Source organism: Alteraurantiacibacter aestuarii, from assembly GCF_039523595.1.
In the GTDB taxonomy this organism is placed as follows: domain Bacteria; phylum Pseudomonadota; class Alphaproteobacteria; order Sphingomonadales; family Sphingomonadaceae; genus Alteraurantiacibacter; species Alteraurantiacibacter aestuarii.
The window spans coordinates 1,698,246-1,722,930 of the sequence record NZ_BAAAFP010000002.1 but is presented as its reverse complement, the minus strand read 5'-3'; the positions used below and the strand labels follow the sequence as shown (position 1 = coordinate 1,722,930).

At 61.9% G+C, this 24,685-nt stretch carries 25 protein-coding genes and 1 tRNA gene; 19 read left to right on the top strand and 7 right to left on the bottom strand.

Going from position 1 to position 24,685, the window contains the following annotated elements:
• Nucleotides 1–33: 33 nt before the first annotated feature.
• The 8 genes from uppS to rpmE all read left to right on the top strand — a co-directional run bounded on the left by uppS (nt 34) and on the right by rpmE (nt 8,148).
• Entirely contained in the window at nt 34–720 is a 687-nt protein-coding gene (gene uppS, locus ABDZ98_RS11820) for a polyprenyl diphosphate synthase (RefSeq protein WP_343808125.1), read from the top strand.
• Entirely contained in the window at nt 707–1,447 is a 741-nt protein-coding gene (locus tag ABDZ98_RS11815; protein ID WP_343808122.1) for a phosphatidate cytidylyltransferase, read from the top strand. Before uppS ends, ABDZ98_RS11815 begins: the two co-directional genes overlap by 14 nt.
• A complete protein-coding gene (gene dxr, locus ABDZ98_RS11810) occupies nt 1,444–2,598 on the top strand; it encodes a 1-deoxy-D-xylulose-5-phosphate reductoisomerase (protein WP_343808119.1) in 1,155 nt (384 codons plus the stop codon). Before ABDZ98_RS11815 ends, dxr begins: the two co-directional genes overlap by 4 nt.
• A 4-nt stretch (nt 2,599–2,602) precedes the next feature.
• Nucleotides 2,603–3,727, top strand: coding sequence for an RIP metalloprotease RseP (gene rseP, locus ABDZ98_RS11805; protein WP_343808116.1), 1,125 nt, complete (start codon nt 2,603–2,605; stop codon nt 3,725–3,727).
• 171 nt (nt 3,728–3,898) lie between these two features.
• Nucleotides 3,899–6,598, top strand: a complete 2,700-nt coding sequence (gene bamA, locus ABDZ98_RS11800; protein WP_343808953.1) for an outer membrane protein assembly factor BamA — start codon at nt 3,899–3,901, stop codon at nt 6,596–6,598.
• Nucleotides 6,598–7,284 carry an OmpH family outer membrane protein gene (locus ABDZ98_RS11795; RefSeq protein WP_343808113.1) on the top strand — a complete coding sequence of 229 codons (687 nt, stop codon included), beginning with the start codon at nt 6,598–6,600 and terminating at the stop codon, nt 7,282–7,284. The genes bamA and ABDZ98_RS11795 overlap by 1 nt, the downstream gene beginning before the upstream one ends.
• Nucleotides 7,285–7,307: 23 nt before the next feature.
• The gene (gene fabZ, locus ABDZ98_RS11790) at nt 7,308–7,766 is read left to right on the top strand and encodes a 3-hydroxyacyl-ACP dehydratase FabZ (RefSeq protein WP_343808110.1); all 459 of its coding nucleotides are present in this window, start codon (nt 7,308–7,310) and stop codon (nt 7,764–7,766) included.
• Nucleotides 7,767–7,920: 154 nt separating this feature from the next.
• The gene (rpmE, locus tag ABDZ98_RS11785) at nt 7,921–8,148 is read left to right on the top strand and encodes a 50S ribosomal protein L31 (protein ID WP_343808107.1); all 228 of its coding nucleotides are present in this window, start codon (nt 7,921–7,923) and stop codon (nt 8,146–8,148) included.
• Nucleotides 8,149–8,204: 56 nt separating this feature from the next.
• Here rpmE and ABDZ98_RS11780 read toward each other — a convergent pair whose 3' ends face one another.
• Nucleotides 8,205–8,630: a GFA family protein gene (locus ABDZ98_RS11780; protein ID WP_343808104.1), complete on the bottom strand. Its 426-nt coding sequence runs from the start codon at nt 8,628–8,630 to the stop codon at nt 8,205–8,207.
• 7 nt (nt 8,631–8,637) lie between these two features.
• Nucleotides 8,638–9,270 (bottom strand): prolyl hydroxylase family protein, encoded by a 633-nt coding sequence (locus tag ABDZ98_RS11775; RefSeq protein WP_343808101.1) that lies wholly within the window; start codon nt 9,268–9,270, stop codon nt 8,638–8,640.
• Between the two features lie 216 nt (nt 9,271–9,486).
• On the opposite strand from ABDZ98_RS11775, the gene ABDZ98_RS11770 reads away from it, so the two are divergent.
• The 11 genes from ABDZ98_RS11770 (at nt 9,487) to ABDZ98_RS11720 (ending at nt 19,163) form a co-directional block, all read left to right on the top strand.
• Nucleotides 9,487–9,563 (top strand) — tRNA-His (locus tag ABDZ98_RS11770).
• A gap of 64 nt (nt 9,564–9,627) precedes the next feature.
• On the top strand, nt 9,628–10,692 hold the full coding sequence (locus ABDZ98_RS11765) for a Glu/Leu/Phe/Val family dehydrogenase (RefSeq protein WP_343808098.1): 1,065 nt from the start codon (nt 9,628–9,630) through the stop codon (nt 10,690–10,692).
• A 139-nt stretch (nt 10,693–10,831) separates the two neighbouring features.
• Nucleotides 10,832–11,563, top strand: coding sequence for a heme ABC transporter permease CcmC (ccmC, locus tag ABDZ98_RS11760; RefSeq protein WP_343808095.1), 732 nt, complete (start codon nt 10,832–10,834; stop codon nt 11,561–11,563).
• The gene (locus ABDZ98_RS11755) at nt 11,563–11,703 is read left to right on the top strand and encodes a hypothetical protein (RefSeq protein ID WP_343808092.1); all 141 of its coding nucleotides are present in this window, start codon (nt 11,563–11,565) and stop codon (nt 11,701–11,703) included. Before ccmC ends, ABDZ98_RS11755 begins: the two co-directional genes overlap by 1 nt.
• On the top strand, nt 11,700–12,161 hold the full coding sequence (gene ccmE, locus ABDZ98_RS11750) for a cytochrome c maturation protein CcmE (protein ID WP_343808089.1): 462 nt from the start codon (nt 11,700–11,702) through the stop codon (nt 12,159–12,161). The genes ABDZ98_RS11755 and ccmE overlap by 4 nt, the downstream gene beginning before the upstream one ends.
• Nucleotides 12,158–14,104: a heme lyase CcmF/NrfE family subunit gene (locus ABDZ98_RS11745; protein WP_343808086.1), complete on the top strand. Its 1,947-nt coding sequence runs from the start codon at nt 12,158–12,160 to the stop codon at nt 14,102–14,104. The genes ccmE and ABDZ98_RS11745 overlap by 4 nt, the downstream gene beginning before the upstream one ends.
• Nucleotides 14,101–14,637 carry a redoxin family protein gene (locus ABDZ98_RS11740; RefSeq protein ID WP_343808083.1) on the top strand — a complete coding sequence of 179 codons (537 nt, stop codon included), beginning with the start codon at nt 14,101–14,103 and terminating at the stop codon, nt 14,635–14,637. Before ABDZ98_RS11745 ends, ABDZ98_RS11740 begins: the two co-directional genes overlap by 4 nt.
• Nucleotides 14,634–15,050 carry a cytochrome c-type biogenesis protein gene (locus ABDZ98_RS11735; protein WP_343808080.1) on the top strand — a complete coding sequence of 139 codons (417 nt, stop codon included), beginning with the start codon at nt 14,634–14,636 and terminating at the stop codon, nt 15,048–15,050. The genes ABDZ98_RS11740 and ABDZ98_RS11735 overlap by 4 nt, the downstream gene beginning before the upstream one ends.
• Nucleotides 15,047–15,706 carry a tetratricopeptide repeat protein gene (locus ABDZ98_RS11730; protein ID WP_343808077.1) on the top strand — a complete coding sequence of 220 codons (660 nt, stop codon included), beginning with the start codon at nt 15,047–15,049 and terminating at the stop codon, nt 15,704–15,706. The genes ABDZ98_RS11735 and ABDZ98_RS11730 overlap by 4 nt, the downstream gene beginning before the upstream one ends.
• A 92-nt stretch (nt 15,707–15,798) precedes the next feature.
• Nucleotides 15,799–17,697 carry a potassium transporter Kup gene (locus ABDZ98_RS11725; protein WP_343808074.1) on the top strand — a complete coding sequence of 633 codons (1,899 nt, stop codon included), beginning with the start codon at nt 15,799–15,801 and terminating at the stop codon, nt 17,695–17,697.
• 80 nt (nt 17,698–17,777) lie between these two features.
• Nucleotides 17,778–19,163, top strand: a complete 1,386-nt coding sequence (locus ABDZ98_RS11720) for a serine hydrolase domain-containing protein (protein WP_343808071.1) — start codon at nt 17,778–17,780, stop codon at nt 19,161–19,163.
• A 132-nt stretch (nt 19,164–19,295) separates the two neighbouring features.
• On the opposite strand, the gene ABDZ98_RS11715 is transcribed toward ABDZ98_RS11720, so the two are convergent.
• From ABDZ98_RS11715 to ABDZ98_RS11695, 5 genes are read right to left on the bottom strand one after another with little or no spacing between them, the layout of a single operon-like run.
• Nucleotides 19,296–19,943: an inner membrane-spanning protein YciB gene (locus tag ABDZ98_RS11715; RefSeq protein WP_343808068.1), complete on the bottom strand. Its 648-nt coding sequence runs from the start codon at nt 19,941–19,943 to the stop codon at nt 19,296–19,298.
• Complete coding sequence (ftsY, locus tag ABDZ98_RS11710; RefSeq protein ID WP_343808066.1) at nt 19,943–20,866, bottom strand: signal recognition particle-docking protein FtsY; 924 nt, start codon at nt 20,864–20,866, stop codon at nt 19,943–19,945. The genes ABDZ98_RS11715 and ftsY overlap by 1 nt, the downstream gene beginning before the upstream one ends.
• On the bottom strand, nt 20,863–22,047 hold the full coding sequence (locus tag ABDZ98_RS11705) for a MiaB/RimO family radical SAM methylthiotransferase (RefSeq protein WP_343808063.1): 1,185 nt from the start codon (nt 22,045–22,047) through the stop codon (nt 20,863–20,865). The genes ftsY and ABDZ98_RS11705 overlap by 4 nt, the downstream gene beginning before the upstream one ends.
• Nucleotides 22,044–22,862, bottom strand: a complete 819-nt coding sequence (gene dapF, locus ABDZ98_RS11700; protein WP_343808061.1) for a diaminopimelate epimerase — start codon at nt 22,860–22,862, stop codon at nt 22,044–22,046. Before dapF ends, ABDZ98_RS11705 begins: the two co-directional genes overlap by 4 nt.
• A 54-nt stretch (nt 22,863–22,916) precedes the next feature.
• Nucleotides 22,917–24,608 (bottom strand): putative bifunctional diguanylate cyclase/phosphodiesterase, encoded by a 1,692-nt coding sequence (locus ABDZ98_RS11695; RefSeq protein ID WP_343808058.1) that lies wholly within the window; start codon nt 24,606–24,608, stop codon nt 22,917–22,919.
• Between the last annotated feature and the right edge of the window lie 77 nt (nt 24,609–24,685).

Below are 24,685 nucleotides of genomic sequence, written 5' to 3'. Positions count from 1 at the left end.
CCTGCCCGAGCGGCGCGCAAGGCGGAACCGGAAATGGCTGACCAGCCCCAGAATCACGCGCGTCACGTTGCGATCATCATGGATGGCAACGGGCGCTGGGCGAAGAAACGCCACCTGCCGCGCGCGCTGGGCCACCGCGAAGGCGGAGAGGCCGTTCGCCGCACGGTAAAGGCGTGTGAGAAGCTGGGCGTTGAATGTCTGACGCTCTATGCCTTCTCATCCGAGAACTGGAAGCGCGATGAGGAGGAGATCGGTGACCTGATGTTACTGATGCGCCGCTTTATCGAAGCCAATCTGGATGACATGGTCAAACAGGGCGTGAAGCTAAAGATTATCGGCGATTACAAGGCTTTCGCGCCCGATATTGTCGAAAAGCTGGAATATGCGCTGGCGAAGACCGCAGGCGGCGTTCGCACGCTGGCGGTGGCGCTTAACTATGGCTCGCAGCAGGAAATCGCCCGCGCGGCCGCCAAGGCGGCGGAGCACGGCGCCATCACGCCGGAGACAATCGCCGCCAATCTCGACACCGCCGACCTCCCGCCGCTGGACCTGCTGATCCGCACCAGCGGCGAGGTGCGCCTGTCCAACTTCCTGCTGTGGCAGGCCGCCTATGCGGAAATGATCTTCATGGATGTGCTGTGGCCCGATTTCGGCGAGGAGCACTTGCAAGCGGCGCTGGACGAATTTGCCAAGAGGGAGCGGCGTTATGGCGGACGGTGAAGTGACACCCACACCGGCGAAAAAGTCCGACCTCGGTGTGCGGACGGCCTCCGCCATCGTCATGCTGGCGGTTGCGGGGCTGGCGGTGTGGCTGGGTGGCTGGTTCTGGATAGTCTTCGTCGCTGTCATTGCCCTTGGCGTCCTGCGTGAATGGGGCGTGCTCGCCTTTGCCATAACGCCGGGAATTCCGGCCCGCGTGGCCTGGCTGGTCGCGGGCGTGGTCTATATCGGCATTGCCGCAATCACGTTGATCTCGCTGCGGGTGATTGCTGATCAGTTCGGGTCCAAAGCATTTGCCATGGTCGTGGGCGGGGTCATTGCCACGGATATTGGCGCCTATTTCGCCGGTCGGACGATTGGCGGACCGAAAATTGCCCCGCGCATCAGCCCGTCCAAGACGTGGGCCGGGCTGGCGGGCGGCATGTTTGCCGCCAGCTTGCTGGCAGTGGCGCTGATGTATCACTCTGAAGGACTGGCCAATTTACCGGGCAAGATCATCATCGGATGCGGCACGGCGATTGCCGCCCAGACCGGCGATTTCTTTGAAAGCTGGATGAAACGGCGTGCCGGCGTGAAGGATTCGGGTCATCTGATTCCCGGACATGGCGGCCTGTTTGACCGTGTCGATGGACTGCTGGCCGTGTTGTTCGTGCTGGCGATCATCGCCTCTGTCATGGTCATCATCTGGCAATCGGGCAGCACTCCGTCCTGGTCGCGGCCATTATGACCCGCTCCATCACCATTCTCGGCGCGACCGGCTCCATCGGCGCGTCCACGCTCGACCTTATCCGCAGGGACCGCGAGGCGTGGGACGTGAAGGCGCTGACCGCCAATTGCAGCGCGGTGGAACTGGCCGCGCTGGCCATCGAATTTGGCGCGGAACTGGCCGTGGTGGGCGATGAAGCCTGCCTGCCTGACCTGCGTGAGGCGCTGTCCGGCTCCGGCATAGAAGCGGCTGGCGGCGCGCAGGCCTTGTGCGATGTGGCGGCGCTGGGCGCGGATATGACCGTGGCGGCAATTGTCGGCTGCGCAGGTCTGGCTCCCGTCATGGCGGCGGTGGAGCAGGGCAAGACCATCGCGCTGGCCAACAAGGAAGCGCTGGTCTCGGCTGGCGACATATTGATGTCCTGCGTCGAGAAGCACGGCGCCACGCTGCTGCCCACGGACAGCGAGCATAATGCGATTTTCCAGTGCCTTGCGGGCAATGATCTGGACGATGTGAGCTGGATCACCCTGACTGCCAGCGGCGGTCCGTTCCGCGAATGGAGCCATGAGCAGCTGGCGAATGCCACGCGTGCACAGGCGCTCAAGCATCCCAATTGGGACATGGGCGCCAAGATCACCGTGGATTCGGCCACGATGATGAATAAGGGGCTGGAATTCATCGAGGCGTGGCACCTGTTCCCCGTGGGGCTGGACCGGCTGCGCATCGTGGTCCACCCGCAAAGCGTGATCCATTCGATGGTCGAATACCGCGACGGCTCCACGCTGGCGCAGCTTGGCCCGTCGGACATGCGCGTGCCGATTGCATCGTGCCTGGCATGGCCGCGCCGGATGGACACCGCCTGCAAGCCGCTCGACCTGCCGACCATCGGCACGCTCAGCTTTGCCGCCCCGGATGAGGACCGCTTTCCGGCCACCAGACTGGCGCGCGAGGCCGCACATGCGGGCGGGGCGGCTCCCGCCGTGCTCAACGCCGCGAACGAGGTGGCGGTGGCCGCATTTCTCGACGGTCAGATCACGTTCACGCAAATTTCGGCAATTGCTGCCAGAACGCTCGAGAAAGAGCTGCCGCGCGCGCCGACCAGCCTGGAAGAAGTGCTTGCAGTCGATGGCAAAGCGCGCGAGCTTGCCCGCATGATGTTGGAGCCTGCCTAGAATTATGCCTGCTGTGTTTGAATCAGTGTCACCGTGGATGATGGTCGTCGGCTTCCTGCTGGTGCTGGGGCCGCTGGTCACCCTGCATGAGTTGGGGCACTATCTTGTCGGGCGGTTGTTTGGCGTGAAGGCGGAAACTTTTTCCGTCGGTTTCGGCAAGGAACTGGCAGGATATACGGACAAGCGCGGCACGCGCTGGAAGCTCTCCCTGCTGCCGCTGGGCGGATATGTGCAGTTTTCCGGCGACATGAACCCCGCCAGCCAGCCGAGCGAGGAATGGCTGGCAATGCCGGAGGAGGAGCGTAACCGGACGTTCCAGGCAAAGCCCTTGTGGCAACGCGCGCTGATCGTGGCCGCTGGCCCTGTTACCAACCTGCTGATTGCAGTGGCGATCTTTGCCGCCTTCATCATGTCCTTTGGCCTGCCCACCACGCCGCCGGTGATCCAGGCATTCTCCGAGGATTCCGCGGCCCAGGCCGCCGGACTGGAGGAGGGCGACAGGATCGTTGCCCTTGATGGCACCCCGATTAAGGATTTCGAGGCGGTGAGCAAGCGCGTGCTGCCGTTCCCCGGGCGCTCCATTACCATCACTTTTGAACGCGACGGCCAGCGGCAATCGCTGCCGGTGGAGATCGCCAGCGTCGAAATGGTCGATCGCTTCGGCAATGAATCGCGCGTCGGCATGGTCGGCATCTATTCGGCCGGGCGTGAGTTCGTGCCGGTGGGGCCAATCACGGCGGTGGGTGCAGCCTTCAAGCAAAGCTATACCGTTGTCGGCATGATGGTGACCGGACTTGGCCAGATCATTTCCGGCGAGCGTTCGGTGAAGGAACTGGGCGGGCCGATCAAGATCGCGCAATATTCAGGCCAGCAGTTGAGCCTGGGGGCGCTTGAATTTGTCAATTTCGTGGCCTTCATCTCGCTTAATTTGGCATTCATCAACCTCCTGCCAATCCCGGTTCTCGACGGCGGACATCTGGCGTTTTACGCGGCCGAAGCGGTCCGTCGGAAGCCAGCTAGTCCGCGCAGTCAGGAATGGGCGTTCCGCACCGGCATGGCATTTGTGCTTGCCTTGATGTTGTTCGTCACGATTATCGATATTGCCTCTTTGCCCATTTTCGGCAGCTAGGCGGGGAAAAGGATGGTACTGACGGCGCAATTCCCGGCCTGATCGCTTGATCGTATGGATCGCTTCGGGCAAGGGGCGCCTTTCACCTTGCAGACAGGATCGGGACCGGATGGTCCGTAACCGCAAATGTTGCAGGAGGATTGGCGCAATGTCGTTGGGAATGGATGGATGATGAGCTCTAGGGCCACTGGCAAAACTGCATCGCATTACGCGGCCGCCCTGTTGGGTTGCACGATCCTGTCTGGCCTTCCAGTCGCCGTTATGGCGCAGGACGGGGCGGCTCAGCCTGTCGCCCAGCCTCAGGCCGACCCGCAGCCAGCGCCCGCAGCGCCGCAGCAGGACGAAATCATCCGCACGATCGCGGTTTCCGGGGCCCAGCGCCTGGAGCCGGAAACGATCATCAGCTACATCCAGATGCGCCCGGGCATGACCTACAGCGCGGCTCTGGCCGACCAGGCGCTGATCGATCTTGCCGCCACGGAGCTGTTTGGCGACACCGAAGTCACCTTTGAAAATGGCAATGTGGTGATCACGGTGGTCGAAAACCCGATCATCAACCGCATCATCCTGGAGGGCAATCGCCGCCTGAAGGATGACAAGATCATGCCAGAGATCAATCTCTCGCCGCGGCAGATCTTCACCCGTTCCAAGGTGCGTGCCGACGTGGCCCGCATTATCGAGCTGTACAAGCGCCAGGGCCGTTTCGCCGCATCGGTGGAGCCGCAGATGGTCATGCTCGACCAGAACCGCGTCGACGTGATCTTCGAGATTTCCGAAGGGCCCAAGTCCAAGGTCCGCCAGATCAACATCATCGGCAACGAAGCCTATTCCGATGGCGACCTGCGCGGGGAAATGGTCACCAAGGAAGCCGGCCTGCTGAAGATCTTCAGCTCGGCAACCAGCTATGACCCGGACCGCATGGCCTTTGACCAGCAGCGCCTGCGCCAGTTCTACCTGACCGAAGGCTATGCCGATTTCCGCGTCGTTTCTGCCGTGGCGGAGCTGACGCCGGACAAGAAGGACTTCATCATCACTTACGTGGTGGAGGAAGGCGAGCGCTACAAGTTCGGCGATGTCGAAGTGGTCAGCCAGCTGCGCGATTTCGACAGTGAGCTGCTCACCGCCGCGCTCTCCATGGAGACGGGCGACTGGTACAATGCCGAACTGGTCGACAACACGATTGACCAGCTGAGCGAGACGGCGGGCACATTTGGCTATGCCTTTGCCCAGGTAAGCCCGGAATTCGTGCCCAACCGCGAAGAGCGCACGATGGACGTGACCTTCACGCTGTCCGATGCCCCGCGCGTTTACGTTGAATCGATTGAAATCAACGGCAACACCATCACCCAGGACAAGGTGGTTCGTCGTGAATTCCGCATCGTGGAAGGCGACGCCTTCAGCTCGCTGCAGGTTTCGAGGTCCACCGCGCGCATCAATTCGCTTGGTTATTTCCAGGAGAATTTCGAAGTTGAGCAGATCGAAGGCTCATCGCCAGACCGGATCATCCTGCAAGCCAATCTGCAGGAAGAACCAACCGGCGAACTTTCGCTCTCGGCCGGTTTCTCCAGCCTCGAAAGCTTCATTTTCCAGGGTTCGATCCGGCAGAACAACTTCCGCGGCCGTGGCCAGACAATCGGCCTGTCGCTCAACTATTCGCGCTATTCGCGCTCAGGCTCGATCAGTTTCAGTGAGCCCTACCTGTTCGATCGCAACATCTTTGCCGGCATCGATATCTACCGGCAGGATTACAATAACGGCTATTTCAACCGTCAGAGCGCGACTTACGAGCAGTCCACCACCGGCCTTTCGGCCCGCGTGGGCGTTCCGCTGACCGAGTATATGTCGCTGATCGGGCGTTATACGCTCAACTTCGAAGACATCACGATCGACGAGAATTCCTTCTTTGCCGATTTCGATGGTGACGGGGTGCGCACCTGCGAACCGTTGCTGGCTGGCCGCTATTTGTGCGAGGCAATCGGCACGCGCACCAATTCCATCCTCGGCCTGTCGCTGGTGCATAACTCGCTGGACAGCCGCCTGCGGCCGACGCGCGGCGAAACCGCCAGCGTGGGTGTGGATTTTGCAGGTCTGGGCGGAAGTACGCGCTACGTCCGTGTCACTGGCAATGCCGCCAAATACTGGTCTCTGGGCAGCGGCTTCATCGCCTCCATCCAGGCAGAGGGCGGCTATATCATGGGCCTGAACAATCGCGGCCCCGGTCTGGACAAGGTGCTGTTGACCGACCGTTTCTTCCTGGGTGAGCCCGATATGCGCGGCTTCGACATTCGCGGCGTGGGTCCGCGCGTTGTGCGCCGGTTCTACACCGTGGATGAAAACGGCGATACGGTTCTGAGCCCGCTCGATTCCAAGAACAACCAGGATGATGCGCTGGGCGGCACGGCCTATTACTTCGGCCGGGCGGAGATTGAAATTCCGCTGGGCACGGGTGCGCGCGAACTGGGCCTGCGCCCGTCCATCTTCATGGATGTGGGTTCGGTGTTCGGCGTTCGCACGCCCACGCTGACGCAAAGCCCGCTGCCAAACGGCCTGTTCATTGCGCAGCGCAATTCTGATGGCGATCCCATCTATACCCAGCTGGTGCGCAATGATGCCGGTATTGTTACGGGCAGCTCCATCGTAACCAATGCGATTGCTCCTGACGGCTCCGTCAACACAGCCATCGGCACGCAATTGCCGCCATTCGTTGAAGAATTCCTCGGCGATTCACCAAGCCCGCGTCTGACCGTGGGCATTGGCGTAAACTGGAATTCACCCTTCGGTCCGTTCCGGATCGATCTTGCGCACACGCTTCTCAAGCAGCGCGGCGATGAAACCAAAACCATTTCGTTTAACGTAGGAACCCAATTCTGATGTTTAATCACATGATCAAGCCGGCGCTGGCCGCCGGCATCGCCCTGGTCGCCCTAGCGACCCCGGCTGCCGCCCAGGTCAATGGTATCGGCGTTGTAGAACCTCCCGTCGCGATTGCCGGTACGCAGGCACTGCAGACCGGTTTCCAGCAGATCGGCACAACCTATCAGGCGCAGCGCACCTCGCTGGAGCAGCGCCAGACGCAGCGCCAGACGCTGGTCCAGACGCTGGACACCAATGGTGACGGCCAGATCGACGATGCCGAAGCTGCGGTGACCAACGATGCCACCAACCCCACGGTGCAGCAGATCCAGGCGCTGGACGCACAGATCGCTGAAATCCAGGCGCCGATCCAGCTCGCCCAGCTGTATGTCGTCAGCCAGGTTGCGCAGCAGTATTCTGCTTCGGTGCAGCAGGTGATCGCTGACCAGAGCGTGCAGATCCTGCTTTCTCCGGAAGCTGTGGTCTATGCTCCGCAGGAAGCTGACCTGACCGAGGAAATCGTTGCGGTGCTCAACACGCGCATTCCCACGGTTTCGATCACGCCGCCTGCCGACTGGCAGCCGAACCAGGCAGTGGTGACACTGTACCAGCAGATCCAGCAGGTGCTGGTGATGGCCCGCATGCAGCAGCAGCAGGCCGCACAGGCTGCTGCAGCCGGCCAGGCGCCGGTTGAAGGTCGTTAATACAACAGGAAATGGGGCAGGGCATGAGTGACAGCGACAGCGCATACGATATCGCGCGCATCCTCAAGGCCCTGCCTCACCGCTATCCCATGTTGCTGGTGGACCGCGTCGCTGACCTGAAGGTTGGCGAGGAGATCACCGCGATCAAGGCGGTCAGCTTCAACGAGGCGTTCTTCCAGGGGCACTTCCCCGGTCGCCCGATCATGCCGGGCGTGTTGCAGATAGAGGCGCTGGCACAGGCTGCGGGAATTCTCGCGGTTGAAACGCTTGATCTGGCCGGGTCCGGCAAGCTGGTCTATTTCATGGCGATAGAGAACGCCAAGTTCCGCGCGCCGGTGGAACCGGGCTGCCTGCTGGAACTCAACGTCGGCTTCCTTCAGCAGCGCACCAGGGTGTGCAAGTTCTGGGGCAAGGCCAGCGTGGAGGGCAAGGTGACCTGCGATGTGCAGTTCACCGCCATGATCGCAGACGCGCCAGAGTAATGCATTCTTGCCGGCGGCCAGCTGGCCTGCGGGCCTCGCCAGCACCGATATTGCCGCTTGAAAAGGGCACAAAGCCCCTTTAAGGGGCGCCCTTCCCAGACTTTACCACTCTGCAGGCCGGTCGGAACCGGCCAGACGCAAAAGGATTTATGCCATGAAGGCCGATACGCACCCCGATTACCACATGATCAACGTCAAGATGACTGACGGCACCGAATTCCAGACCCGTTCCACATGGGGCAAGGAAGGCGATGTCATGACGCTGGAAATCGATCCCACCAGCCACCCGGCATGGACCGGTGGCCCGCAGCGCCTTCAGGATGGCGGCCGCGTGGCCCAGTTCAACAAGCGCTTTGGTGGCCTGTCGCTCAAGAAGAAGTAAGCGACGCCTTCACAAGACAGATGATGGGGCGGTCCTTCGGGGCCGCCCTTTTCGATTCAGCCCGGCGTCTTTTCGAACAGCAGGAAACCGGCGGTGCGGCGCACGCCATCATTGTCCAGGATGTGCTGCACCCCGTCATTCACCGGCATGCGCGCAAAATCCTCATACACCCGCACGCCTTCGATCGTGGCCGCATTGATGGCGTATTTGTCCGGGTCCGACCGCGCCTGATGGAAGCAATGAATGCCGCAATGTGAGCAGAAGTAATGCTTCGCCACGCGGGTGTTGTATTGATAGCAGCTGAGCTTGTCCTCGCCCGCTGTCACCGTCAGCTGATCCAGCAGCACATAGACCATAGCCGCGCCCTTTCTGGCGCAGATCGAACAATTGCAGCGCGACGGTGCCAGCTCTGCCGGAAGCTCTGCCTCGAACTGCACCTGGCCGCAGTGGCAGGAGGCCTTGCGGATACTCGTCTCGCTCATCATCGTCCTATCCCCACGGCCTTTCGCGGTACCACTTGGTGATCACATATTTCACGCCCTTGCGCACTTTCATCCCGTGATGAAGCGTGACCGGGTTGAGGCTGCCATCCGTGCGGTGATTGTCCCAGCACACAAGTTTGCCGGTCTCTGGCTGGAAAGTCTTGCCGATCACCTTGAAGCGCGTTCCGCCGCCTGCCTCCACCGTGTTGAGGTAGATCATGAAGGTCCATGTGCGCTGGCCCGCAACCGAGCAATAGCGGGTGAAATCCTGCCCGCCCGGTTCAAAATAATCGGTGTGGGCCTTGAATTCCTGCCCCACGTCATAGCGCTGGCCCTGCACGGGCTCGCCATGCGCGGGATTGATGCCGTTGAGTTCGAACAGCCGGGATTCCAGCTCTCGCACGGCGGGTTCATTGGGGCTGAGATCGCAGGTTTCGCTGGTGCGGAAATAGCTGTCGCCATTGGGATCGGCGATGGTTGACGGGCGGCGGTCCTTGTCCACCAGCCGGATCAGCCTTTCGCACAGCGGCTCTGGCAGGAAGCCGGGGCAATCGAACAGGGACAATCGCGGCGAGGGCACTTGCCGCACACCGCGCTGGGCCAGCAGGAATTGCGCGGATGTCTGTCCCGGATTCGCCATGGCGGCAGTGATAATCGCGCATGGATTTCAGACAAGGCACAATTGGACCCCTCAACCGACGCGTAATTTTGTTACGTGAGCGGGCATTTGGCGAAGTTTTCTCTTTGCAAGCGGGCGGGCTTGTGCAACAGGCAGCCGCCCGCGCAGATAGCCGCTTGACCGGCTGGCGCAGCGGCCTAACAGCACCGCATCTTGGCATGCGTGCTTGGGAATATGGCGATCGTAGCTCAGTTGGTTAGAGCGCCGGTTTGTGGTACCGGAGGTCGGGGGTTCAAGACCCCTCGATCGCCCCATTTCCCTCCCATTCCTGCCCCTGATCGAAGCATTTAGACCCGGACAATCAGACAGGGCAGGTAGATGGCAGCTTTCTGGACAACGGCCGACTGGGACGAGCATGAGCGCGTGGAACTGGTGCATGATCGCGCCAGCGGCCTCACCGCCATCATCGCCCTGCATTCCACCCATCTTGGCCCCGGCGCTGGCGGCACGCGCTTCTGGCATTATGCCGATCCCGAAGATGCCATGCGCGATGCGCTGCGGCTGAGCCGCGGCATGAGCTACAAGAACGCCATGGCCGGCCTGCCCATGGGCGGCGGCAAGGCGGTGATCCTGCTTGATGAAAACCGCACCAAGACGCCCGGGATGCTCGCCGCATTTGGCGATGCGGTCCACGCGCTGAACGGCAAGTACGTAACCGCCGAAGATGTCGGCGCGAGCGAGGCGGACATGGTCGCCATCGCCCGGCGCACGCCGCATGTGTGCGGCCTTCCCGCGCAGGAAGGCGATGCCGGCGGCGATCCCGGTCCGTTCACCGCAATGGGCATTTATCTGGGGATCAAGGCGGCCGTTGCGCACGCTCTGGGCCGCGATTCGATGGCTGGCGTGCGCGTGGCCCTGCAAGGCTGCGGCAGCGTGGGCAGCGGGGTTGCCCGGCTGCTGGCGCAGGACGGGGCAGTGCTTTACGTCGCCGATATCAACGCCGATCGCGCCCGCGCCCTGGCCGATGAAGTGGGCGGGGAGGCCGTGTTTGCCGAGACCATCATGGCCACGCCGTGCGATGTGTTCAGCCCCAATGCCCTGGGCGCGATCCTGGATGAGCGCAGCATCGCATCGCTCAATTGTGCCATCGTGGCGGGCGGTGCCAACAACCAGCTGGCGCGCGATGAAGACGGCGATCTGCTGGCCGCGCGGGGCATTCTGTATGCGCCGGACTATGTCATCAATGCCGGTGGCATCATCAACGTCAGCCTGGAATATCTGTGCCGCCAGCAGGGCCAGCCGTGCGATCTGGATGAGGTCAACCGCCGCATCGGGCAGATCCCTGACAGGCTGCTGCAAATCTGGCGCAAGAGTGAGGAAAGCGGCCTTGGTGCACACCGCGTTGCCGATCAGATGGCGCAGGAATTGATCGGCCGCGCCTGAGCTTTAGCCTGAGGATTGGCCAGTGCTTTGGCCACAGCTCAGGCCTGATCAGGGTCGGCCCTTGTCGTGCAAGCCTGCAACTGCCAAAGGGACAAACGCAATTTCGCGGTTGGTTCAAAATTGATCCCCACTTGATCACATGCATGGTTTCGCAAATCCCGCCCGTTTCCTGAGGCTCGCCAAATGGCTCACACCGCTGCTGCTGGTGTCGGGCCTGTTGTTGACCGGGGCGGCGCTGGTGTGGAGCTATCTCTACATGCCGCCGGACCGGCTGATGGGCGATTCGGTCAAGATCCTGCCGCTGCACGTGGCCGTATCATGGCTGGGCATGGGTGGGTGGACCACCATCGCCATTGCCAGCCTGGTCGAACTGGTCTGGCGCCATCCGCTTTCCGCCATTGCCGCGCGCGCCGCAGCCGTTCCCGGCGCGGTGTTTGCCTTCGTGTGCCTCGCAACCGGCTCCATCTGGGGGCGGCCTACCTGGGGAACATGGTGGGTGTGGGACGGACGGCTGACTTCGATGCTGGTGCTGCTGTTCCTTTATTTCGGCTATATCGCTCTGTCCGGTGCGCTGGCGCGCGAAGGGGCATCCAGCCGCATCGCAGCGATTTTCGGGCTGGTCGGCGCGATTAATATTCCGATCATCAACCGCAGCGTAGTGTGGTGGAATTCGCTCCATCAGCCACCCAGCATCACCATGGGCAATTCGGCGATTGATCCGGTCTATCTCTATCCATTGCTGGGAACCACGATCGGCTTCTCACTGCTGTTTGGCGGAGTGATGCTGGCACGCATGCGCACGATCCTGGCCGATATGCAGGCAGAGGCGCGGCTGCGGCGCAAGGCGATGCAAGTGGCGGAAGGGCTCTGATGCGCGAAGCAGTGGACATGATGGATTTCGTCAACGCCTGCTATGGCGTGGGCATTGTCAGCACGCTGGCGCTGGTCGGCTGGAGCTGGACGGCGATGGTGCGGGCCGAAAAGAAGCGTGAGGAGACCCGCAGGAAATGACCGGCGCGATCAAACCCAAACACCAGCGGCTGGTGCTGCTGGTCCTGGCACTGGTGGCGCTGATCGCCGCCGGATTGCTGGCCGCATGGGCGCTGCGCAATCAGGCCAGCTATTTCTATCTGCCGAGCGAGATTGTCGCCGAGCCGCCCGAGCAGGACCGCGCCGTACGGCTGGGCGGCATGGTGGAGGCCGGTTCCATCGTCACCGCGGCAGACGGCATGACCATCAGTTTCATCGTCGGTGACGGTGAAGCGCGCGTTCCTGTCACCTTCACCGGCATTGTCCCGGCGCTGTTTGTCGAAGGCTCCGGCGTGGTAGCCGAAGGCAGCATGGGCGCAAATGGCACATTCCTCGCCAGCAATCTGCTGGCCAAGCATGATGAGAATTACATGCCGCGCGAACTGGAAGGTATGACTACCGAGGAAGTGCGCGCCAATGTCGAGGGAACGCTGGAGTGATTGCTGAATTTGGTCTGGCAGCGCTCTGGCTGGCGGCAGCGCTGGCTGGCCTGCAGTTCATCGCCGGGTTCATGGGCATGCGCGAAGGCGGGCAGGGGATTGCGCTTCTGGCCCGTCCCGCCGCGCTGTTGCAGGCGCTGTTGTGCGGGGTTTCATTCCTGACACTGATCTACCTGTTTGCCACCACCGACCTTTCGGTGGCGCTGGTCGTCGCCAATTCGCATTCAGCCAAGCCGATGATCTTCAAGTTCGCCGGTGCATGGTCAAACCATGAAGGCTCGATGCTGCTGTGGGTCACGATCATGGCGCTGGCGGGCGGACTGATCGCGCTGATCGAACGGCGCCTGCCCGAACGCACCATGCTGGCCACGCTGGGCGCACAGGCCTTTGTCGGGCTGGGCTTCTATGCCTTCATGCTGATCAGTTCCAACCCCTTCCGGCGGCTGGCGGTGGCCCCGGCGGAAGGCAATGGCCTGAACCCGCTGTTGCAGGATGTTGCCGCGGCCTATCATCCCACCACGCTTTATGTCGGCTATGTCGGTCTGTCGGTGGCTTTCAGCTTCGTGGTCGGCGCGCTGCTGACGCGGCAGGTGACGCCGGAATTCGCCAAGGTCATGCGGCCGTGGGTGCTGGGGGCCTGGGTCATGCTGACGTTGGGCATCACGGCAGGCTCCTACTGGGCTTATTACGAACTGGGCTGGGGTGGCTGGTGGTTCTGGGACCCGGTGGAAAACGCTTCGCTGATGCCGTGGCTGGCCGCCACCGCACTGCTCCATTCCGCCAGCGTGCTGGCTGCGCGCGATGCCTTGCGCGCCTGGACCGTGATGCTGGGCGTGGTGGCTTTTTCGATGAGCATGATCGGCACCTTCCTGGTCCGCTCCGGCATTCTCACCAGCGTTCACGCCTTTGCCGTCGATCCCGAACGCGGCAGCTTCATCCTGGCGCTGCTGACGTTGTATATTGGCGGCGCGCTGGTGCTGTTTGCCGTGCGGGCCAATACGGTTGCGGAGGGAGAGCGCTTTGCCATCATGAGCCGTGAAGGCGCGCTGGTGGTGAACAATGTCGCGCTCTCCGCCATTCTTGGCATTGTGCTGCTGGGCACGCTCTATCCGCTGCTGACAGAGGCGTTCGACGTGCGCGTGTCTGTTGGCCCGCCCTATTTCAACCCGGTCGGGGCGATCTTCTTCCTGCCCATGCTGCTGGTGCTGGCGGTCGGCCCGCTGCTGCGCTGGCGCAAGGACAGCTTCGCGCGGATCAAGGCGCCGGTCATCATCATTGCCGTGATCGGCATCGCCGTGTTGCTGGGTGTGTGGCTGGTGAGCGGAATTGCCATCATGCCATTGCTGGGAATTGCCGTTGCCGCCGTGGTTGCCGTGGGCAGTTTCATGCCGCTCCGGGGTCGCTCTCTCAAGCGCCTGCCGCTGCCGGTATGGGGCATGGTCCTGGCGCATTTCGGCGTGGCCGTATCATTGTTCGGCATGGCGTCCGACACTGCTTTCCAGAAGGAACGGCTGGTGGCGGTGGCCGTGGGGGACAGCGTGGAAGACGGTCCGTGGCAGGCGCAGCTTGCCTCTGTCACGCCGGTATCGGGTCCGAACTGGACCGCGATGGAAGCCCAGCTGGTCCTGCGATACAAGGGCGGGGCCGAGCAGATCGCCAAGCCGCAGGCGCGCGCCTTCTGGTCGCCACCGCAGGAAACCAGCGAAGTGGCGCTGGTTACCCGCTGGAACGGCCAGCTTTATGCCGCAGTCGGCAATCAGGCCGAAGATGGTCGCTGGCAGCTGCGTCTGTGGTGGAAACCCTTCGTCACCTTCATCTGGTATGGCGGCATCCTGATCGCCCTGGGCGGCGTTCTGTCGCTGATCGGGCGCGTTTCGGGTGATCTGCGCCGCCGCTTTGCCGCCCGCAAGATCGCCGATCGCAAGGCAGAGATGGCGGCATGAAGAAGCTGCGCATCATCTTGTGGGGCGCGGTGGGACTGGCCGCGCTCGTGTTTGGCCTGTTCGCCTATCAGCTGACCCAGCCCAAGGATGAATTCGTCGAAAGCACCATGATTGGCCAGCCGATCCCGGCGTTTGACTTGCGTGCGGCAGTGGCAGACCGGCCCGGCCTTTCCTTTGCCGACATGGCCGATGGCAAGCCCAAGCTGCTCAACATCTTCGCCAGCTGGTGCGTACCGTGCCGGGCCGAAGCGCCGCAGCTCGATGCGCTCAAGCGCAATGGGGCAGATCTTGTGGGCGTGGCCATTCGTGACCGGCCAGAAGATGTCGCCGCTTTCCTTGAGATCTACGGCAATCCGTTCAGCAAGATCGGTGCCGACGATATCAGCGCGGTGCAGCTTTCAATCGGATCATCCGGTGTGCCGGAGACGTTCGTGGTCGATGGCAATGGCGTGATTACCTACCAGCATATCGGGGATGTGCGCACGTCGGACATTCCCGTGCTGATGGAAGAATTGCGGAAGGCCGGGGCATGAGAGCGCTGCTGACCCTGATCGTGGCCTCGCTGGCACTCATCTTCGCTCTGCCGCTGGCCGCGCAGGACAGCCTGCCGCCTGCGCCCTATGCCTATCAGCAGCTGGAGGATCCCGCGCAGGAGGAAGCCGCAGCCGAGCTGATGGCGACCTTGCGTTGCCTCAAGTGCCAGAGCCAGTCGATTGCCGACAGCGATGCGCCGATGGCTGGGGACATGCGCCACCAGGTCCGCACCCGCATTGCCGCTGGCGAGGATCCCGAAGCGATACGTGCATGGCTGGTGGCGCGCTATGGCGATTATGTCAGCTACCAGCCGCGTGTTACTGCCAGCACATGGCCGCTGTTCGCGATCCCGGTTATCCTGCTGCTGGCCGGACTGTTGATCATTCGTGGCCGGTTGAGGAAATCCAAATGACCTGGGTTGTGGCTATCATCCTTGCCCTCGTGGCCTTTGCCGTTGCCGCGCTGGTGTTCCGCATGCCGCGCCAGACATGGACCAGCCTTGGCGCTGCGCTGGTTTTCGGTCTGGCCGGATATACGCTGCAGGCCAGCCCCGATATCGCCGGAGCACCCAAGTCGCAGTCGACAGGCGACTATGAGGATGAATGGCAGATCATCGATTCGCGCAAATTGCTGGTGGGAGAGCGTCAGCACTCCAACAATGAGTCCGTGCTGATGGCCGATGCCTTCGCCCGGCGCGGACAGTTTGAGGATGCGGCAGGCTTTCTGGGCCATGCCGTGCAGGACAATCCGCGCGATTTCGAAGCATGGCTGGCGCTGGGCAATGCCCTGACAGAGCAGGCCGATGGCGTGCTGACGCAGGCGGCGGTCTATTCTTTCCGTCAGGCCAACGAGATTGCCCCCACAAACCCTGCACCCGGCTATTTCCTTGGCCTTTCGCTGATCCGCCAGGGCCGGATGATGGAAGCACGGCAGGTCTGGCGCAGCGCGCTCGACGATATGGGGGAGGGTGACAGCGAAGCCCGCGCCTTCATGGCGGAGCGGGTTGAGCGGCTTGACAGCATGCTGATGCAGGCAGGCGCCTTGCCAGCCGAAGAAGCACCACAATGATGTTGCAATGCAGCATATTGCAGTTGATATCGCTCGCTGCTACAGGCGCGCCTTTCCCGCGCGATTGGGCGCGGCAAGGGGCATAAATCCCGATGACTTCAGCCACCCACGGTCCTGATCGCGAATCGGCCAAGCTGAAGCTGGCCGTGGGTGCCATTGGCATCGTCTTTGGCGATATCGGCACCAGTCCGCTTTACGCCTTTCGTGAAACCTTTGTCGGTCCGCACAAGCTGACCATCGACGATGCGCACATCCTTGGCGTTGTCAGCCTGATCTTCTGGTCGATGACGCTGATCGTGGCGATCCAGTATGTCAGCATATTGATGCGTGCAGACAACAAGGGGCAGGGCGGCACGCTGGCGCTGGTGGCGCTGATGTCGCGCCATCTGGGCAAATCGAAATATGGCTTCCTGACGGTGCTGTTCGGCGTGTTCGCTACGGCGCTGTTCTATGGTGACAGCATGATCACCCCGGCCATTTCGGTGCTTTCGGCGGTTGAAGGCCTGACGGTGGTGCAAGCCAGCCTGTCGCGCTTCGTGATCCCGATTGCACTCGTCCTGCTGATTGGCCTGTTCATGATCCAGCGGCGCGGATCGGAGAAGGTGGGGGCATTGTTCGCGCCGATCATGCTGGTGTATTTCACCACCATCGCGGTGCTGGGGGTGATCCACATCTTCACCACGCCGACCATTTTCTACGCGCTCAACCCTTATTACGCGGTCAACTTCTTCATCCTGGACAAGTGGACGGCCTTTCTGGCGCTGGGCTCTGTGGTGCTGGCGGTAACCGGTTCCGAAGCGCTGTATTCGGATATGGGCCATTTTGGCCGTGGACCGATGCGCCTGTCATGGTTCGGCTTTGTCATGCCGTGCCTGCTGCTGAACTATTTTGGCCAGGGCGCGATGATTATCGGCATGGGCGATGCCGCCGCGGCAGAAGCGATCGAGAACCCGTTCTTCTTCATGGCTCCCGATATCTTCCGCCTGCCGCTGGTGCTGCTGGCTACGGCGGCCACATTCATTGCCAGCCAGGCAGTGATTTCGGGCGCCTTCTCGGTCACGCATCAGGCGATCCAGCTGGGTTTCGTGCCGCGCCTTTCCATCCGCCACACCAGTGATGAACATCACGGGCAGATCTACATTCCGCTGGTCAACTGGGTGCTGATGATCGCGGTCATCATCCTGGTGCTGATGTTCCGCAATTCGTCCAACCTCGCTTCGGCGTATGGCATTGCCGTGACCGGGGCGATGATGATCGATACCTGCCTGATGGCCGTGCTGCTGACGGCCGTCTGGAAGTGGAAGTGGTGGTCCGCCTATCCGGTGATCCTGATCTTCCTGATCGTGGACGGCGCCTATTTCGCCTCCAACTTCACCAAGGTGCCCGATGGCGGCTGGTTCCCGCTGCTGATCGCCTTCTTCGCCTTCACCCTGCTCACCACCTGGGCAAAGGGCCGCAAGCTGATGCGCGCGCGTATGACGGAGATCGGCCTGCCGCTCGATATCTTCGCCAAGTCCGCACATAATTCCACCAAGCGCGTGGCCGGTACGGCTATCTTCATGAATTCCGGTTCGACCGGAACGCCGTCTGCACTGCTGCACAATATCAAGCACAACAAGGTGCTGCATGAGCGTGTGGTGGTGCTGACTGTTGCGATTGGCGATGTGCCTTATGTCGATCCTGACCAGCGGCTGGAAGTGCAGGACCTGGGGCAGGGCTTCTACCGCGTGATCCTGCATTACGGCTTCATGGAGGAGACCGACGTTCCGGCCGCGCTGGCCAAGGTCGACATGTGCGGCGGCAAGTTCGAAATGATGCAGACCAGCTTCTTCCTCAGCCGGCAGACGCTGTTGAGCGCGGAAAAGCCCGGTATGCCGATCTGGCGGGAGCGGCTGTTCGCGTGGATGATGCGCAATGCCGCAACGCCGATGGAATTCTTCCGCCTGCCCACCAACCGCGTGGTCGAACTGGGCAGCCAGGTCGAGATCTAGGGGCTGCCAGCAATTCCTTGCAACTGGCTGAAGGCCGGATAGGCTCCCCAACTCTTGTGGCCAGTGGGAGCGGCAGCAGAATGACCTTCAAACGCGCATTGTTGCTGGTTTCGGGATTTCTGCCCGTGGCCATGCTGTTCGCCGCCAATCCGGCCCACGCCCGGTCAGACAATGTGGAGGGCGTGTTCCAGGAATGGCTCACCGCCTTCAATTCAGGCGACAGAGACACGATCGCGGCATTCTACGGCGAATATCTGGGCAATCCCCAGCCCACGCTGGCGATGGATATTGCCCAGGACACCTGCGGCCTGGACGTGGTCCGGGTGGAATCACGATCGGAACAGGCGATCAGCGTCTTGCTGGTCGAACGATGTTTTCCTCTGCTTCACCGGCTGGAGATTGAACTGGGCGCGCCAGGTGATGCGCATCTCAAGCGCCTTCTGGTGAGGAACTTTGCTCTGACTTCGCAGGCCACCAATGCGGCGCTGGCGGGCATAGCGGACCGTCTTTCGCAACGCGGGGACTTTGTCGGATCGCTGCTGGTTGCAGACGGTGATGGGCAGACGCTGGCGCGCGCTTGGGGGTTTCTGGACGATAGCGAACAGACGCCCATAACGCTGGATACGCCGATGTTCCTGGCGTCCGCAGGCAAGATGTTCACCGCCGTGGCAGTGCTGCAACTGGCGGAAGATGGCCTGATCGCCCTCGATGCGCCGCTGGGACAATATCTGACCGATTATCCCGATCCGCAAACCGCACAGGTGACCATTCGCCAATTGCTGAGCCACCGGGGCGGAACAGGCGACATCGGCATTCTGGGGCGGGACGAGGGGGCAAACCGGGCAAGTGTGCGCACGATAGCGGACATCATCGCCCTCAACGGAAACCGCGCTCCAGCCTTCGAACCTGGCAGCCAGATGGCGTATTCGAACTATGGTTTCGTGCTGCTGGGCGCGGTTGTCGAACGGGTCAGCGGCCAGGATTACTATGACTATGTGGCGGCCAATATTTTCGGGCCGGCTGGAATGTCCAATGCAGGATATCCCGACCTCGATCATCTGCAGGGCGTTGCGGCGGGTTACACCACCTTCTTCGGCGAACAGTCCTCGCTGGTGTCGAACTTCGATACCCTGCCGTGGAGGGGCACGCCCGCCGGTGGCGGTGTTGCCAGCGCGAATGACATGCTGAAGTTCTTCAACGCGCTGAGGGCGGGCACGCTGATCACACTCCAGTCTCTAGCGATGGCGACAAGCGCAGAGGAAGGCGGCTGGTATGGCATGGGCTTCACCGCCAGTCCCGGCGGCAATGGCAGCTGGGGCCACGGCGGAAATGCCTATGGCATGAATGTGGCGGCCCAGTACGATCCGGCCCTGGACACCACCTTCATCTGTCTGGCGAGCCGCGATGCGGTTTGCGATCACCTGATCTATTCCTGGCTTTTCCGCAGGATCGGCCTGACCCAGTAGAATGCAGAGAGACGGTCATGATCGCGATCATGGTGCCATACCGGATGGAGCCTGATGCGGCCACGATGGCACGCTGCGCCTGTGTCGCCAGATCATTGCTGGAAGTTCGGGATATGATCGCGGGCTGAAAGCCTATTCGTGCGGCGGGTTTTCCAGCACTTCCTCATCCGCGCCCAGATCCATGCCGTGTTTCAGCAGCATTGGAATCTGGGTGAAGGTGAACAGGAAGCTCAGCGGCATGAACAGCCAAAGCTTGGCCGCCAGCCAGCTTTCGAAGCTGATCGTATACATCAGCACGGTGTTCAGCACCGCCAGTGCGAAGAAGAACAGGCCCCAGTTGCGCGACAGGATCAGCCAGCCTTCATGCGACAGGCCCTCGAAAGCGGCTTCGAGCAGATATTTGAGCAGTGGCTTGCCCTTCATCCATCCGCCCAGCAGCAGCACGCCGAAACCGACATAGATGATGGTCGGCTTCCACTGGATGAAACGTTCGTTCTGGAAATAGATCGTCAGTGCACCAAAGCCCACGATCAGGACGGTGGACAGCCACAGCATCGGTGAAACCTTGCCCAGCAGCCACTTGGACGCTGCCAGCGCCGCAAGCGCGGCGATAATGAAGGCACCCGTGCCGCGGATCACCGCCAGGATCTCGCCCGCCGGGTCCGATGTTTCGGGGGCATAGATCTTGTAGGTCAGGAAGAAGACGAGCAGCGGCCCGTAATCCACCAGCACATTCAGCCAGCCTGACTTGGGTTTCTTCTTGGCAACTTCCTCGCTCATCAGGCGATCCCTGCAATAACGCGCGCCACAAGGTCCGGATCGAAGGGGCGCAAATCATCGATCTTCTCACCCACGCCGATCGCGTGGATCGGCAGGCCATATTGTTCGGCCGCCGCCACCAGCACGCCGCCGCGCGCGGTGCCATCCAGCTTGGTCATGATCAGGCCGGTCACACCGGCCATTTCCTTGAACACGTCAATTTGGGAAAGCGCGTTCTGGCCGTTGGTGGCATCGAGAACGAGAATCACATTATGCGGTGCCTCTTCATTCAGGCGGCCCAGCACGCGGCGGATCTTGCTCAGCTCATCCATCAGCTCGCGCTTGTTCTGCAGGCGGCCTGCGGTGTCCACGATCAGCGCATCGATGCCGGTATCGGTGGCCTGCTTGACCGCATCGAACACGATGCTGGCGGGATCGCCGCCTTCGGGGCCGGTGATGATGGGGGCGCCGATCCGGTCTGCCCACACCTTGAGCTGGCCGATGGCCGCCGCGCGGAACGTATCGCCCGCGGCCAGCATCACGCCGTAATCGTCTTCCTGCAACAGGTGGCCCAGCTTGGCGATGGTGGTGGTCTTGCCGCTGCCATTCACGCCGATCACCAGGATCACCTGCGGGCGCGGGAAGGCGGTGATTTCCAGCGGCACGGCGACCGGGCGCAAAATCTCGGCGATTTCCTCGGCCACGGCTTCCTTCAGCTCACGCTCGGTGATGGAGAGGCCAAAGCGCTTTTCTGCCAGCTTGGCGCGGATGCGGCCCGCCGCGCGCGGACCAAGATCGGAGGTGATCAGCGCATCTTCCACCGCATCCAGCGTGGCATCGTCCAGCTTGGCCGTGCCGACCACGCCGGTGAGATTTTCCGACAATCGTTCCGACGTCTTGCGAAAGCCGCCAAACAGCCGCTCGCTCCAGCTCTGTTCGCTCATGAAAGAAGGCCTTCGTTCAGTCTGGCAGGAATGATGGACAGGATTGTCCCGCGCTGCGTGCCGACCGGAACCGCGACCCGTGCGAAGTTTTCCGAATAGCCTGTCCCGTCGGCCTCGGCGAGGACGCTGAGGGTGCTGCCCACAAGTGATTGCAGCCACTGATCGCGTTGCTCCGCTGCGGCCGCCCGCAATTGCGCCGCCCGCTGCTTGATCAGAGGCCTGCCAAGCTGGGGCATTCTTGCCGCCGGAGTGCCGGGGCGGGGCGAATAGGGAAAGATGTGGCCGTGTACGATGCCCAGCTCGGCAATGACCGAGAGGTTGGCCGCGTGATGCTCATCGGTCTCGGTCGGGAAACCGGCGATCAGATCGGCGCCGACGGTCAGATCCGGGCGCAACTGGCGCAGCCGCTGCACCAGTTCGACAGCGTGATGGCGCAGGTGCCGCCGCTTCATCCGCTTGAGGATCAGGTCATGGCCATGTTGCAGCGAAAGGTGGAGGTGCGGCATCATCCGCGTCTGGGTGGCGAACAGGTCGAACAATTGCTCGTCAATCTCGATGCCGTCGAGCGAGGACATGCGCAGGCGCGGCAGTTCGGGAAAGGCTTCGAAGATCGCGCTCGCCAGTGCGCCGAGCCGCGGCCTGCCGGGCAGGTCATCGCCCCAGCTGGTGACATCGACTCCTGTCAGCACCACTTCTGCCGCGCCCTGCCGCACATGCAGTTCCACCTCGCGCAGGACCTGCGCAATGGTGAGCGAGCGGCTGGCACCACGTCCTTGCGGGATCACGCAGAAAGTGCAGGCGTGGTCGCAGCCGTTCTGCACCGCCACGAAAGCGCGCGTATGGGCAGATGGCGCAGTGCTGGCGCGCGTGGGCGAGGGCAGGGGCACGTTCCAGGCGCGGGCATCCAGCTTTCGGTCATTGGCGACCAGCCCGTCCACTTCGGGCATGGCGACGATCTGCTCGCGCTCGATCTCGGCAGCGCAGCCGGTCACCAGCAGGCGGGCATCGGGACGCGCCTTGCGCGCGCGGCGGATGGCCTGCCGGGTCTGGCGCACAGCCTCCGTGGTGACGGCACAGCTGTTGACCACCACCACGTCGCTCTCACCCGCCACCAGCGCGCGGATGATCTCACTTTCGGCAATATTCAGGCGGCAACCCAGTGAAATGACTTCGGCCGTCACGCGAAGTCCTCCCACTCGAACGAACCCCGGAAGCTTTCCTGCGCCGGGCCGGTCATGATCATGTGATTGTCTGGCTGCCACACGATCTGCAAGGTTCCGCCGGGCAGGTGCACGATCACCTCGCGCTCGGTCAGGCCGCGCCGCATGGCCGCAACGGCGGTGGCGCAGGCTCCGGTTCCGCACGCTCTGGTCAGGCCCACGCCGCGCTCCCACACGCGCAGACGCACGGTGTGGCGATCTTCCACCGTGGCGACGTTCACATTCACCCGTTCGGGGAACAGTGGATCATGTTCGATCAGCGGACCCAGTATATCCAGCTGGATCGCATCATTGTCCGGCACGAAGAATATGGCATGCGGATTGCCCACATTGACGGCCACAGGCCGCGCCAGATCTTCCCAGCCCACGGGCATGGACAAAGTATCCATCGGATAGGAAAGCGGAATGGCTTCCCAGTCAAACACCGGCTCCCCCATGTCCACGGCAATTCCGGCTTCGGCAGGGATGGCAGTCAGGATGCCGGCGGATGTCCTGATACGTACGGGCTTGCCCGCCAGCAGGCCGACAGCGCGCGTGGCATTGCCGCAGGCCTCCACTTCGCCGCCATCCTGGTTGAAGATGCGCATGGCAAAATCGGCCCCGTCAGTCCCGTCCGCAGGTTCGAGCAGGATCAGCTGGTCGCAGCCGATGCCGGTATGGCGATCGGCAATCTCCCGGGCGATGGCACTGGTCAATTCGGGCAGCGGCTGCTGGCGCGCGTCAAGCACGACAAAATCATTGCCCAGGCCATGCATCTTGATGAATTCAGCGCGCATGTGGGCCAGTTAGGACGCTGACCGTCGCTTCGCAACTCGCAATGGGGCGGGCGGTCAGCCGGCCTTGCGATCAACCACGTGCTCCATGGCCGGATTTACTGGCACATCATCGGCGCAAACATGTTCGGGCTGGGCCAGCATTTTCAGCTTCGAGAGACGCTCCCGCGTCAGCTCGCTGTTCTCGGGATGGCCGTAGAGATAGCCTTGTCCCTTGAGCTGCCCCATCCCCTTGAGCGCGGCGAGCACTTCGGGATTTTCGATACCTTCAGCGGTAACCGGCAGGGCCAGTCCCTTGCCCAGCGATATGATCGCCTCGACCAGACCCGAACTGCCGTTCTCCTTTGTCAGTTCAGCAACGAAGCTGCGATCAATCTTGAGCCGGTCGAATGGCAGCGAACGCAATTGCGACAGGCTGGAATAGCCGGTGCCGAAATCGTCCAGGCTGATCTGGATACCCTGATTCTTCAGGCTCGATACGATCGAACGAACGGCGCCAATATTCTCATGCAGGCAGCTTTCGGTGATCTCGATTTCCAGCCGGCTGGCGGTAAATCCGCTTTCAACGATCAGCTGCAGCAGCTTTTGCGCAAACCACGGATCGCGCAGTTGCAGCGGTGAAATATTGACCGAAAGCGTCAGGCTGGGGTGCCATTGCTTGGCGTCCTGCAACGCCTGCCGGATCAGACATTCCGAAAGGTCGGATATCAGATCGATTTCCTCGGCGATGGGGATGAAAACATCGGGAGCGATCAGTCCGTATCGCGGGGAATTCCAGCGGGCGAGCATTTCAAAACCCACCAGTTCGCCTGTTTCCAGATCGATCTGCTGTTCGTAATAAGGGACGAATTCGCCCTGCGGAATGCCGCGGCGGATGCCGGTTTCCATCTCATTGCGGAAACGCAGCTCGTCTTCCATCTGCATCTCGAACCAGAAGTAGCGGTTACGGCCGTTTTTCTTCGCGTGATACATGGCGATATCGGCGCGGTGGATCAGCATCTGGGCATCCAGCAATGCGCCATCGTCGTCGCTTTCGCCTTCGCCTTCGCCTTCTCTGGTGGAGGATACGCCAACCGATACAGTCGGTTCCACAACCATCCCGTTGCCTTCTATGGGCGCGGAGACGGCCTTGATGATCCGGGCGGCGTAGTGCTCAATTTTTTCGCTCTCGGCATTGGAATAGGGGATGGCACAGATGAATTCGTCACCACCGATCCGCGCCAGAATGCCATCGGCGGGCAGCATTGTCCTGATCCGGTCAGCAACCGTCGCAAGCACGCGATCACCCATAAGGTGGCCATTCAGATCATTGATTTGCTTGAAATTATCGAGGTCGATCATGAAGATCGCCACGTCCCGGTGACCGGCGCGGGCTTCTTCGCACAAGGCATCTATCGCGGGAGTGCCGCTGCGGCGGTTGAGGCAGTTGGTAAGCGAATCCGTTTCTGCCAGCGCGCGCGCCAGTTCTTCTGCGCGGCGGCGTTCTGCGACTTCGGCCTGCAGGTCGCGGTAGCGGCGCCAGCCAAAGATCAGCAGGGCAATGTTGAGCAGGACGGCATTGGTCAGGGCAAGGTTTGGTGCCTCTCCGGTTCCCAGCCAGGAGCGCACGATCCCGGGCATGACGGAGCTGCCGGTGCCCACGAACAGGATCACCGCTGCAATCGCAATGCCCAAGGTCACCACGTCACGTTCGGCATTGCCGGACTTGCGCGATTGCTTGTCGGTCATGTCATCCACAGGTTTCGCCAAGGCGGATTGTCCCCCACACAGTGGCATCCTTATGGCGCAGCGTACTCAATTTTTGGTTAATCGCGCGACACTGCTGC